This is a genomic window from Streptomyces poriferorum (genome assembly GCF_019399235.1).
Lineage (GTDB): Bacteria > Actinomycetota > Actinomycetes > Streptomycetales > Streptomycetaceae > Streptomyces > Streptomyces poriferorum.
In genome coordinates this window covers 1-12,145 of the sequence record NZ_JAELVH010000215.1, presented here as the reverse complement: position 1 = coordinate 12,145, position 12,145 = coordinate 1, and the positions used below count along the sequence as shown (strand labels likewise).

10 protein-coding genes and 3 tRNA genes are annotated in these 12,145 nt (G+C 70.7%); 6 read left to right on the top strand and 7 right to left on the bottom strand.

Going from position 1 to position 12,145, the window contains the following annotated elements; genetic code table 11:
• Both JGS39_RS29055 and JGS39_RS29050 read left to right on the top strand, forming a co-directional pair.
• Positions 1-640, top strand: a 640-nt coding sequence (locus JGS39_RS29055; RefSeq protein WP_308120776.1) for a carboxyl transferase domain-containing protein, incomplete at its 5' end; no start/stop codon positions are given.
• Positions 641-724: 84 nt separating this feature from the next.
• Complete coding sequence (locus tag JGS39_RS29050) at positions 725-1,522, top strand: VOC family protein (protein ID WP_219572601.1); 798 nt, start codon at positions 725-727, stop codon at positions 1,520-1,522.
• Positions 1,523-1,544: 22 nt separating this feature from the next.
• Here the strand turns inward: JGS39_RS29050 and JGS39_RS29045 are convergent, their stop codons facing one another.
• The 6 genes from JGS39_RS29045 to JGS39_RS29020 all read right to left on the bottom strand — a co-directional run bounded on the left by JGS39_RS29045 (position 1,545) and on the right by JGS39_RS29020 (position 5,904).
• Positions 1,545-2,816, bottom strand: coding sequence for an MFS transporter (locus JGS39_RS29045; protein WP_219572599.1), 1,272 nt, complete (start codon positions 2,814-2,816; stop codon positions 1,545-1,547).
• Positions 2,817-2,912: 96 nt separating this feature from the next.
• Positions 2,913-3,506, bottom strand: a complete 594-nt coding sequence (locus JGS39_RS29040; RefSeq protein ID WP_219572597.1) for a TetR/AcrR family transcriptional regulator — start codon at positions 3,504-3,506, stop codon at positions 2,913-2,915.
• On the bottom strand, positions 3,503-4,993 hold the full coding sequence (locus JGS39_RS29035; protein WP_308120774.1) for an MFS transporter: 1,491 nt from the start codon (positions 4,991-4,993) through the stop codon (positions 3,503-3,505). Before JGS39_RS29035 ends, JGS39_RS29040 begins: the two co-directional genes overlap by 4 nt.
• A gap of 441 nt (positions 4,994-5,434) precedes the next feature.
• Positions 5,435-5,508 (bottom strand) — tRNA-Ile (locus JGS39_RS29030).
• Between the two features lie 245 nt (positions 5,509-5,753).
• Positions 5,754-5,826 (bottom strand) — tRNA-Asn (locus tag JGS39_RS29025).
• 5 nt (positions 5,827-5,831) lie between these two features.
• Positions 5,832-5,904: transfer RNA gene (locus JGS39_RS29020), tRNA-Asn, on the bottom strand.
• 182 nt (positions 5,905-6,086) lie between these two features.
• On the opposite strand from JGS39_RS29020, the gene JGS39_RS29015 reads away from it, so the two are divergent.
• The 4 genes from JGS39_RS29015 to JGS39_RS29000 all read left to right on the top strand — a co-directional run bounded on the left by JGS39_RS29015 (position 6,087) and on the right by JGS39_RS29000 (position 11,736).
• Positions 6,087-6,386, top strand: a complete 300-nt coding sequence (locus tag JGS39_RS29015; protein WP_219572595.1) for a YtxH domain-containing protein — start codon at positions 6,087-6,089, stop codon at positions 6,384-6,386.
• Positions 6,387-6,458: 72 nt separating this feature from the next.
• Positions 6,459-7,904, top strand: coding sequence for an FGGY family carbohydrate kinase (locus tag JGS39_RS29010; RefSeq protein ID WP_219572593.1), 1,446 nt, complete (start codon positions 6,459-6,461; stop codon positions 7,902-7,904).
• Positions 7,905-8,071: 167 nt separating this feature from the next.
• The gene (locus JGS39_RS29005; RefSeq protein ID WP_219572591.1) at positions 8,072-9,805 is read left to right on the top strand and encodes an ABC transporter ATP-binding protein; all 1,734 of its coding nucleotides are present in this window, start codon (positions 8,072-8,074) and stop codon (positions 9,803-9,805) included.
• On the top strand, positions 9,805-11,736 hold the full coding sequence (locus tag JGS39_RS29000; protein WP_219572589.1) for an ABC transporter ATP-binding protein: 1,932 nt from the start codon (positions 9,805-9,807) through the stop codon (positions 11,734-11,736). Before JGS39_RS29005 ends, JGS39_RS29000 begins: the two co-directional genes overlap by 1 nt.
• Positions 11,737-11,826: 90 nt before the next feature.
• On the opposite strand, the gene JGS39_RS28995 is transcribed toward JGS39_RS29000, so the two are convergent.
• Positions 11,827-12,145: sigma-70 family RNA polymerase sigma factor (locus JGS39_RS28995; RefSeq protein ID WP_219572587.1), on the bottom strand; the 319-nt coding region annotated here is incomplete at its 5' end.

Genomic DNA, 12,145 nt, shown 5'->3' with positions numbered 1-12,145 from the left:
CTCCTCGGCCGGGCTCCCCCGGACCGGCTGGGACGCGGTGCTCCGGGCCCGGTCCGCGTCCCGGCCGCACGCCGAGGCGTATCTGGACGCTTATTTCACCGTGCGGCTCCCGCTGAGCGGCGACCGCTGCGGGGGCACGGATCCGGGGCTGCTGTGCGGGTTCGGGCTGCACGACGGGGAGCCCGTCGCGTATGTGGCGCAGTGCGGAACCGCGACCCGCCCGGCCGGTTACCGCACCGCGGCCCGGGTGATCCGGCTGGCCGACCGGCTCGGGGTCCCGGTCCTCACCCTGGTCGACACCCCGGGCGCGGCCAACGACGCGGCGGCGGAGCGCGCCGGTGCGGGCGCGGCCATCGCCGACGCCTTCGCGGCGATAGCGGCGGCACGGGTCCCCGTCACGACGCTGGTGATCGGCGAGGGCGGCTCGGGCGGGGCGCTGGCCCTGGCATCGCCGGACAACACCCACGTCACCGCGGACAGCTACTTCTCCGTCATCGCCCCGGAGCTCGCCGCGGCGATCCTCAAGCGCTCCCCGGACCAGGTGCACGCCACGGCCGGCCAGCTGCGGCTGCGCCCGCAGGACCTGGTGGACCTCGGCATCGCCCGCTCGGTCGTACGACGGGATCCGCCGGGACAGTGACTCGTGCCCGTCCGGCGCGCAGGAGGGGCGAGGGGTGGCTAGCGTGGCAGAGGGGCCCGTTCCCACGTGAGGAGATGACCGGTCATGGCCGCAGAGCCGAAGGGCACACCCTGCTGGGCCGACGCGACGTTCGGCGACCTGGAGGGCGCGAAGCGCTTCTACGGTGAGGTGCTGGGCTGGACGTACGGCGAGTCGCTGCCCGAGTACGGCAACTACACGCAGGCCTACGTGGACGGCAAGGCGGTCGCCGCCCTGTCCCCGCCCATGCCCGGCCAGGACGCGCCGCCCGCCTGGTGTCTGTACCTCGCCTCGCCGGACGCGGCGGCCACCGCGGCCAAGGTCCGCGAGAACGGCGGTACGGTCCTGGTGGAGCCGATGCGGGTCGGTGAGTTCGGGACGATGGTGCTGGCGAGCGACCCGGGCGGCGCGGCGTTCGGGGTGTGGCAGGCGGGCGCCCACGAGGGCTTCGAGGCGCGGACGGTGCCCGGCGCGTACGCCTGGGCCGAGATCTTCACCCGGGAGCCGGCTAAGGCGGACGCGTTCTTCCCGGCGGTCTTCGGGTACGGGGTCAAGCGCATGGTCGACGACGCGGTCGACTTCACGCTGTACGACCTGGGCTCGGACCCCGTGCTCGGCCGGATGAAGATGACGGAGGAGTTCCCGCCCGAGGTGCCGTCGTATCTGAACGTGTACTTCACCGTGGCGGACTGCGACGCTGCGGTGGAGAAGGCGAAGTCACTCGGGGCGGAACTCCGGTTCGGCCCGATGACCATGCCGTTCGGCCGCTTCGCCGCGCTGACCGACCCGCAGGGCGCCGCGTTCTCGCTGATCGACGGGACGACGACCGGGGGCGACATGCCCGAGATCGAGGACGTCTCCTGATCGTTCGCCCCGCTCCGCCGGATCAGGCCTCCGGTTCGCGCGCGTCGTAGCGCGCGAACCCGGGCCACCGCAGCGCCAGCAGTACCACCGCGGCCACACACGCGATCCCGCCGCCGGTCACAGCGAGGCCCGGGGACGCCAGGTCGGCGACGGATCCGGCCAGGAAGTCCCCGAGCCGCGGGCCACCCGCCACCACGACGATGAAGACGCCCTGGAGCCGGCCCCGCATCTCGTCGGGCACGGCGGCCTGGAGCATCGTGTTGCGGAAGACCATGGACGTGGTGTCGGCGGCGCCCGCGAGGGCCAGGAAGACCAGCCCGAGCCACAGCTGGCGGGTCAGGCCGAACACGGCGATGGCGGTGCCCCAGCCCGCGACGGCGAACAGCACCGTGAGCCCCTGCCGCCGGATCCGCCCGAGCCAGCCGGAGAACACTCCGCCCAGCAGCGCCCCGAGCGCCGGGGCGGCGACCAGCAGCCCGGTGGTCTTCGCGTCACCCCCGTACCAGAGCCCGGCGACGACGGGGAACAGCGCGCGCGGCTGGGCGAGCACCATGGCGCACAGGTCGGTGAAGAACGTCATCCGCAGGTTGGGCCGGGACCCGAGGAATCGCAGCCCGTCCTTGACGGAGGCACGTTTCCTGTCCCCGGCCTTCTCCTCGCCCCGTTCCGGCAGCATCGAGGGCAGCCGCCACATCGCGTACAGCGAGGCCGTGAAGGTGATCGCGTCGACTCCGTACGCGGCCCGGTACCCCCACCAGCCGACGATGAGCCCGCCGAGCATCGGTCCGACGAGCATGCCCGTGGTGCTGGTCATCGAGGTCAGCGCGTTCGCCGCGGGCAGCTGCTCGGCCGGCAGCAGCCGGGCGATCATCGAGCTGCGGGCGGGCGAGTTGAGCGCGAAGCAGACGGCCTGGAGGGCGACGACCCCGTACAGCAGCCCGACCTGCTCGACCCCGGCCACGGTGGACGCCACGAGCCCCGCCGAGAGCAGGAACGACCCGAAGGCGCTGGCCAGCCCCAGCTTGCGCCGGTCGACGGTGTCGGCGACGGCTCCGCCGTACAGCCCGAAGACGACCAGCGGCACGAGCGAGCAGAACCCGATGAGTCCGACGGAGAAGGCGGAGCCGGTGAGGTCGTACACCTGGAGCGAGACGGCGAGCGACGTCATGCCCTGCCCGACCCAGGAGACCGTGTTCCCGAACCAGAGCCGCCGGTAGTCGGGGGAGGTTCGCAGCGGGGTCAGGTCGGCGAATATTCGGGTGCGGGGTACATCGGGTTCGGTCGTTTCGGTCACGGCGCATCGTAGCGACCGGGCTGCGGCACGGTCCTGGGACCACGGCCACGGGCCCGGCCGAGGCGGTCTGCCGACGGCCGGAAGAGGTGGCGCCGGTCAGTCCGGCGCTCTGCACCGCGGGTGGCGCCCTTGGTCCTCGCTCAGGAGGGTGCCCCGGAGCAGGTCGATCAGGTCGCCGGGATCGGCGGCGGCCAGCTCGTCGAAGGCTCCGGAGTGACGGCCCAGCAGGACCCCGGTCATCGCGGCCGCCACCAGCTCGGCGCGCAGCCGCGGCCGGTCCGTCCCCTCACGGACGAAGCGCTCGTGGAGGGGCTCGACGAGGCGGGTGTGCAACGCGGCCCGTGTGGCCTCCTGAGCCGCCGGGTCGTCCAGGGGCCGCACCGCGACCTGGAGCAGGGGGACGGGGCCGCGGCGGTCGGCCCGGTCGAAGACCTCGCGCAGCCGCTCGTCCTCGTACAGGTCGGCGAAGGCCGCCTCGCCCGCTTCCGCCTGGAGCGCGGCGATGTACAGGAGGGTCTTGCTGCCGAAGTAGCGGGCGATCAGCGTCGGGTCCACGCCCGCCCGCCGGCCGATGTCCCGGATGGTGGTGCGGTCGAAACCCCGCTCCCCGAACAGTTCGCTCGCCGCTGTCAGCAGGCGTTCACGGCTGCGCGCCGCGTCCCGCCGGCGCCCCGGCGCCTCGCCGCTCATCGCGGTGTCCCGACTCCGGGAACGAGGCCCTCGCTCTCCGCGCCCACGTCGGCCGCCGCGGGGCGCGTGTCCCGTACCCGCGTCCCGCTCCGCAGCCCGGTGCGGATCAGCACGTAGCCGGTCACAGCCGTGGCGGCCCAGACCGCGCAGCCCGTCAGCCCGGCCGTGCGGTATCCGCTCTCGGGGGGAAACCCCTGTCCGGGAGAGGTGGCGGCCTGGAGGATCACGGCGCTCAGCGCGCTGCCGGCCGAGTAGCCGATGTATTTCACCACCTGATTGAAACTCATGGCGCTGCCCGTCTCGTGCGCGGGGACGCTCGCCACGACGAGTCCCGGCGTCACCGCGAAGTTCACGCCGACACCGAGCCCGGCCAGGGCCATCGTGACGAAGATCTGCCACAGATGGCCATGGGCGAACACGAAGGTCAGCAGAGCCGCGAGGGACAGCAGGCAGCTCACCGGCAGCAGTCGCACGGGCGTCTGGGTGCGGACCAGGATCCGCACCACGCGGCCGGCCGCCAGACTGCCCACCGAGAACGGCACCAGGATCAGACCGGTGACCACGACCGAGGCCCCCAGCCCGTAGCCGGCGCTCGACGGGGTCTGCACGTACCGGGTCACGAGGGAGATCAACAGGTACATGCCTATGCCGCCCATCATCGTGGTCAGGTGCGCGGCGAAGACCGTACGGTCCCGGATCAGGCGGAGATCCACCAGCGGATGAGCGGTACGCAGCCCGTGCAGCGCCCAGCCGAGCAGCACGAGCAGGGAAACGGTCCCGAGCACCAGGAGCCGGGGCGACCCCCACCCCCAGTTCTCTCCCTCGGTGAGGGCGAACAGAAGTCCGCCCATGCCGAAGGCCAGGAGCAGCGCCCCCGGCACGTCCATGGGGTGCGCCGGACGCTGCGGGGTCTTCGGCAGGACGAGCGCGGCGGCGGCGAAGGCCAGGACGGTGGCGATCACGGCGAACCAGAAGCCCGCGTACATCCCGAGGGTCTGGGCGAGCAGTCCGGTGACCGGGTAACCGATTCCGACACCGGCCGCCGTGGTCAGCGACAGCGTCGACAGCGCCGACCGGGCTCGCTGCGGCGGCACGGAGTCGCGTGCGGTGGCGATAGCCAGCGGCACCAGTCCCATGCCCACACCCTGCAGCGCCCGCCCCACGATGAGGCAGGCGAACCCCAGCGGAAGGGCGGCCAGCAGGCTCCCGGCGCTCACCACGCCCAGACCCGTCAGGATCACCTTCTTGCGATGAGGGCCGTCCCCCAGGCGCCCCATGGTCGGAGTCGCGACGGCCCCGACGAGCATCGTGACCGTGAGCGACCACTGCGCGTCGGACACGGATACGTGGTCCACGGCGGCGATCGTCGGGATCAGCGGCGCCCCGAGGCTGCTGATGATCGCGACCAGCATGCAGAGGGAGACCAGCACGGGGACGAGTGCGCGTTGTCGCCAGGGAGAGGAAGCGGGGGAAGCTGTCGGATGCACGAGGCGGATCTCCTGTCACCGGACGATGTCATCAACCGATGACTTCACCTGATGATATAGGTGCCCTATTCACGTATCTATCCGCCTGCCGCCCCTGTCGCTCACCGAAACGACCGCCGCTGCCGCACCCGCCCCACCCGCATGGGACGTCAAGGAGCACGCGGGTGTCAGAGCACGCCTTTGGCCGGTCCGGCAGCCATGGCGATGCCACGGGTGAACACCGGTGAGGGCTCGGGGAGTCGGTACCGGGAAACGACACCCGGCACGCAGCTCGCGGGCGCGGGATCCGCGCGGGCGCCGGCTCGGCGCACTCGGCGCCGCCATCGGCTTCAGGACCGCGGCGGACTTTTCGCACGCGGGGCTCCAGGCGTCCACCCCGTGCAGAACGCCACCGAGGAACGCTTCCCCCAGGTCAAAACGATTCTGCCCGGGGGCGCTCGGTGGGGCGGGTGGGACTCGAACCCACGGCCGACGGATTATGAGTCCGCTGCTCTAACCGGCTGAGCTACCGCCCCTTTTCGGCGTGGCGCGTACATGTGTGCGCGCCGTCTGCCGCAGCATAGCCGGTCATACGATCTCTCGCTCCGGTTGCCCGGCTACTCATGACCATGAAGACCGCGCTGCTCGACGCCCGGTTCCGGCTGACGCGAAGTTGACGCGAAAGAGTCACTCGAGCCCCACCGGCATCACTGCGGCGGACTCCTCGCGGACCCGGACCGGGCACACGAAAAAGGACCCCGCAGGGCCCTCTTCCGTTCCGCTCCCCCGACTGGACTCGAACCAGTAACCCTCCGGTTAACAGCCGAATGCTCTGCCAATTGAGCTACAGGGGATCGCGCTCCCCCGACTGGACTCGAACCAGTAACCTGCCGGTTAACAGCCGGCTGCTCTGCCAATTGAGCTACAGGGGATTGCTGCGTTTTGCCTCGAACGCACCTCCCTGGCTACTGCCGGGCGGCGCGCGTTCGCTGCGACACATACATTAGCGCAAGCAGGGGGGTGCTTTGCCAATCGGTATCGCCCGGGGTGATCTCGGGCGCCTGCGGGTAGGCGAGCAGCACACGTCGCACGGAGCGAAGGAAGGGTGGCAGCCATGCGGTACCGGCTCACGTTCATCGCCGGAGTGGCCCTCGGTTACGTGCTCGGCACGCGTGCCGGGCGCGAGCGTTACGAGCAGCTGAAGAAGTCCGCACGTCAGTTCGCCCAGAACCCGGCCGTGCGCAATACCTGCGAGACGGCGGCCCAGAGCGGCCGCCAGTTCGCGGGGAAGGCGTACCACGCGGTCGAGGAGAAGGTCGGCGACAAGATGCCGGCGTCGGTGTCGGACCGGGTGCGGTCGATGCGCGGGCGCGGGGCGAACGGTGAGGACGACTGGGGAACGACGAACACCTGAGCCCCCGTCGTCACATCGACATCTGCCGCACCACCGGTCGGGAAACCTCCGGGGGTGCGGCAGAATCCATGTATGGGCATAGTCGCCGGCTTGGACAGTTCATCCGCCTTCACGCACATCGTGGTCTGCGATACGGACACGGGTGCCGTACTGCGTCAGGGATACGCCGCACATCCCGTCGACGCGAAGGCCACCGAGGTCGACCCTCAGGCGTGGCTGCTCTCACTCGGTGAGGCCGCCGCCGGCGGCCTGCTCGAAGGAGTGCAGGCCATCGGGGTGTCGGCCCAGCAGCACGGGCTCGTGCCGCTGGACCACCAGGGCAATCTCGTACGCCCCGCGCTGCTCGGCAACGACCGGCGGGCGCAGGTCGCCGCGGCCGATCTGATCGACGGGCTGGGCGGGCGGCAGGCGTGGGCCGAGGCGGTCGGGGCGGTGCCGCAGGCGGCGCAGCCCGTGGCGAAGCTGCGGTGGCTGGCGCGGACCGAGCCGGATCTGGCGCAGCGGGTCGCCGCGGTGCTCCAGCCGCACGACTGGCTGGTGTGGCAGCTGCTGGGCCGGCCGGCCCGGCGGACCACCGACCGGGGCGCCGCGTCGGGTACGGGTTACTGGTCGGCGGGCAGCGGGTCGTACCGGCCGGATCTGGTCGAGCTCGCGCTCGGGCGCCAGGCCGCGCTGCCGGAGGTGCTCGGACCGTCCGACGCGGCGGGGACGACGCCCGAGGGGCTGCTGATCTCGGCGGGTACGGGCGAGACGATGGCTGCGGCGTTCGGGCTCGGGGTCGCGGTCGGTGACGCGGTGGTGTCGCTGGGGGCGTCGGGTTCGGTGATGGCGGTGCACCACGAAGCACTGGCGGACCCGACCGGGATGATCACCTCCTTCGCCGATGCCACCGGGATGCATCTGCCGGTGGTCCACACGTCGAACGCGGTACGCGCACTGCGCGGCACCGCCGAGATGCTGGGGCTCGACGGGCTGGAGGAGCTGTCGGCGCTGGCGCTGAAGTCGACGCCTGGCGCCTCGGGGCTCGTGCTCCTGCCGTATCTGGAGGGCGAGCGCACCCCGGATCTGCCGCACACCGCCGGGACGCTGAGCGGGCTGCGGCGCGAGTCGATGAAGCCGGAGCATCTGGCGCGGGCGGCGTTCGAGGGAATGCTGTGCTCACTGGCCGACGCGCTGGACGTGCTGCGCGGCCGCGGGGTGGAGGTGCGGCGGGTGTTCCTGCTGGGCGCCGCCGCGGAGCTGCCGGCCGTACAGGGTCTGGCGCCCATGCTGCTGGGTACCCAGGTGGTCGTGCCGCAGCCGGCCCAGTACGCGGCGCTGGGTGCGGCCCGGCAGGCGACCTGGGCCCTGGGTGTCTCGCAGGGAACGCTGGACGGGCGCACTCCCCCGGCGTGGCAGGGTGCCGCGGCGCAGGTGCTGGAGCCCGGCGAGGAGCTGCCGGTCGGACAGGCGGTGCGCCAGCAGTACGTGGCGACGCGGGACCAGATCCATCCGGGGGCGTTCGACGCCGTGCGTTGAGGCGAGTGCTCTCGGTGACGCGTCCGGGCCGGCGGCGTGGTCCGGACCAAAGAATTATGGACCCGGTCTGTTTTTTGACCTGGACTTGAATAAAAACGTTCGCTGTCCCGGTGGGCGGTACCCGAAAATGGGTCGACTCCCGACCTCGCCGACTCCGAGAGACACGCGTGCTCATAAAACTCCTGCGGGCCTATCTCCGCCCGTACAAGAAACCGATCGCACTGCTGGTCGTCTTCCAGCTGCTGCAGACCTGCGCCACTCTCTATCTGCCCACCCTCAACGCGGACATCATTGACAACGGTGTCGTGCAGGGGGACACGGGCTACATCGTCCAGTACGGCGGCGTCATGATCGTCGTCAGCATCGCCCAGGTGGTCTGCAACATCGGGGCCGTCTACATCGGAGCCCGCACCGCGTCCGCGCTCGGGCGCGACGTACGGGCCTCGGTCTTCGACCGGGTGCAGTCGTTCTCCGCGCGCGAGCTCGGCCGGTTCGGCGCTCCCTCGCTGATCACCCGTACGACCAACGACGTGCAGCAGGTCCAGATGCTGGCCCTGATGACGTTCACGCTGATGGTGTCGGCGCCGATCATGTGTGTCGGCGGCATCATCATGGCGCTCGGCCAGGACGTCCCGCTGTCCGCGGTGCTGCTCGCGGTGGTGCCGGTCCTCGGCGTCGCGGTGAGCCTGATCGTGCGGAAGATGCGTCCGCTGTTCCGCACGATGCAGGAGCGCCTCGACACGGTGAACCGGGTGCTGCGCGAGCAGATCACCGGCAACCGTGTCATCCGCGCGTTCGTGCGGGACGGCTACGAGGAGGAGCGCTTCCGGGGCGCCAACACCGAGCTGACGGACGTGGCGCTGTCCACGGGCCGGCTGATGGCACTGATGTTCCCGACCGTGATGACGGTCGTGAACGTGTCGTCGATCGCCGTCGTCTGGTTCGGTGCGCACCGGATCGACAGCGGCGGGATGGAGATCGGCGCGCTGACCGCGTTCCTCTCCTATCTGATGCAGATCGTCATGTCGGTGATGATGGCCACCTTCATGTTCATGATGGTGCCGCGCGCCGAGGTGTGCGCCGAGCGCATCCAGGAGGTCCTGGAGACCGAGTCCTCCGTGGTGCCGCCGGTGAACCCGGTGCGGGAGCTCACGGTCCAAGGGCATCTGGAGGTACGCGGTGCGGACTTCCGCTACCCCGGTGCCGAGGAGCCGGTGCTGCGCTCCGTGGACCTGGTGGCGCGGGCCGGCGAGACGACCGCGATCATCGGGTCGACGGGCAGCGGGAAGTCGACGCTGCTCGGACTCGTACCGCGGCTGTTCGACGTGACGGACGGCCAGGTGCTGGTCGACGGGACGGACGTGCGGACGCTGGATCCGGTTCTGCTGGCGAAGACCGTGAGCCTGGTCCCGCAGAAGCCGTACCTGTTCTCCGGGACGGTCGCGACGAATCTGCGGTACGGGAACCCGGACGCGACCGACGAGGAGCTGTGGCACGCGCTGGAGACCGCGCAGGCCAAGGAGTTCGTCGAGGCGCTGGAGCACGGGCTCGACGCACCGATCGCGCAGGGCGGCACCAATGTCTCCGGCGGGCAGCGGCAGCGGCTCTCGATCGCCCGGACGCTGGTGCAGCGGCCGGAGATCTACCTCTTCGACGACTCCTTCTCGGCGCTGGACTACGCCACGGACGCGGCGCTGCGTGCGGCGCTGCTGCGGGAGACGCGGGGGGCGACGGTGGTGATCGTCGCGCAGCGGGTGTCGACCATCCGTGACGCCGACCGGATCCTGGTGCTGGACGAGGGCCGCGTCGTCGGTTCCGGCAGCCACCACGAACTGATGGACGGCAATGAGACATACCGGGAGATCGTTCTCTCCCAGCTGACGGAAGCGGAGGCCGCGTAATGGCCGGGCCTGGCGGACGCATGATGGCGGGCGGGGCTCCGACCGACCGGTCCATGGACTTCAAGGGCTCGTCGAAGCGGCTGCTGAAGCGCTTCGCGGCGGAGAAGGCCACCCTGTACGTGATGCTGGTGGCCGTCGCGCTGAGCGTGGCGCTGTCGGTGGTCGGCCCGAAGATCCTCGGCAAGGCCACCGACCTGGTGTTCGCCGGAGTCGTCGGCCGGGGGATGGACGCGGGGACGACGAAGGAGCAGGCCGTCGAGGGCCTGCGCAAGGGCAACAGCGGTCTGGCCGACATGCTCTCCAAGGTGGACTTCACCCCGGGGCAGGGCATGGACTTCGACGCGATCGGCCGGGTGCTGCTCGTGGCACTGGCCGTGTACGTCGGTGCGGGGCTGCTGATGCTGGTGTCGACGCGGCTGTCGATCCGGGTGATCAACCGGGTCGTGTTCCAGCTGCGTGAGGACATCCAGACGAAGCTGTCGCGGCTGCCGCTGTCGTACTTCGACCGGGCCAAGCGCGGCGAGGTGCTGAGCCGGGCGACGAACGACATCGACAACATCTCCCAGACGATGCAGCAGACGATGGGGCAGCTGATCAACTCGCTGCTGACCATCGTCGGCGTGCTCGTGATGATGTTCTGGATCTCGCCGCTGCTGGCGCTGGTCGCGCTGGTGACGGTGCCGCTGTCGGTGGTCGTGGCGGCGAAGGTCGGCAAGCGTTCGCAGCCGCAGTTCGTCCAGCAGTGGAAGGTGACGGGCAAGCTCAACGCCCACATCGAGGAGATGTACACCGGGCACACCCTGGTGAAGGTCTTCGGGCGGCAGGACGAGTCGGCGCGGGACTTCGCCGAGCAGAACGAGGCGCTGTACGAGGCTGGGTTCAAGGCGCAGTTCAACAGCGGGATCATGCAGCCGCTGATGATGTTCGTGTCGAACCTGAACTATGTGCTGATCGCCGTCGTCGGCGGGCTGCGGGTCGCCTCGGGCGCGCTGTCGATCGGTGATGTGCAGGCCTTCATCCAGTACTCGCGGCAGTTCTCCATGCCGCTGACCCAGGTCGCCTCGATGGCGAACCTGGTGCAGTCCGGGATCGCCTCGGCGGAACGGATCTTCGAGCTGCTGGACGCCGAGGAGCAGGACGCCGACCCGTCGAAGGGCGAGGGCGAGTTCCCCGGGGAGCTGCGCGGCAGCGTGTCCCTGGAGAACGTGTCGTTCCGCTACGACCCGGAGAAGCCGCTCATCGAGGACCTCTCGCTGAGCGTCGAGCCGGGCCACACGGTCGCGATCGTCGGCCCGACCGGCGCCGGCAAGACGACGCTGGTCAACCTCCTGATGCGGTTCTACGAGGTGACCGGGGGCCGGATCGCCCTCGACGGGGTCGACATCGCGAAGATGTCGCGCGACGACCTGCGCTCGGGCATCGGCATGGTCCTCCAGGACACCTGGCTGTTCGGCGGGACCATCGCGGAGAACATCGCCTACGGCGCGTCCGGCGACGTCACCCGGGAGCAGGTCGAGGAGGCGGCGCGGGCGGCCCACGCCGACCGCTTCATCCGCACCCTGCCCGACGGTTACGACACGGTGATCGACGACGAGGGCTCCGGTGTCAGCGCCGGCGAGAAGCAGCTGATCACCATCGCGCGGGCGTTCCTGTCCGACCCGGTGATACTGGTGCTCGACGAGGCGACCAGCTCCGTCGACACCCGTACCGAGGTGCTGATCCAGAAGGCGATGGCCGGTCTCGCGCACGGCCGTACGAGCTTCGTGATCGCGCACCGGCTCTCCACCATCCGGGACGCCGACGTCATCCTGGTGATGGAGAACGGGTCGATCGTCGAGCAGGGCACGCACGACGAGCTGCTGGAGGCGCACGGCGCGTATGCCCGGCTGTACGCGGCGCAGTTCGCGCAGGCGGTCGCCGAGGTCGACTAGTGCCGCGGCGGGGCGAACTTTGCCTGCCACGGCACTAGCCGGCCGGCCGGCGGTACTTTCCGCGGCTGCCTGGGCCGATGCGCGTGCGCGTCAGTCCAGGTAGCCGCGGAGCTGGTCGGCGAAGGCGTGGTCCCGCAGTTTGTTGAGGGTCTTGGACTCGATCTGCCGGATGCGTTCGCGGGTCACGCCGAAGATCCGCCCTATCTCCTCCAGGGTGCGCGGGCGCCCGTCGGCCAGCCCGTAGCGCAGCTGGACCACCTTGCGTTCGCGCTCGTTGAGGGTGGAGAGCACCGCCTCCAGGTGTTCGCGCAGCAGCAGGAAGGCCGCGGACTCCACCGGGGACGCGGCGTCCCCGTCCTCGATGAGGTCGCCGAGCGAGACGTCGTCCTCCTCGCCCACGGGGGCGTGC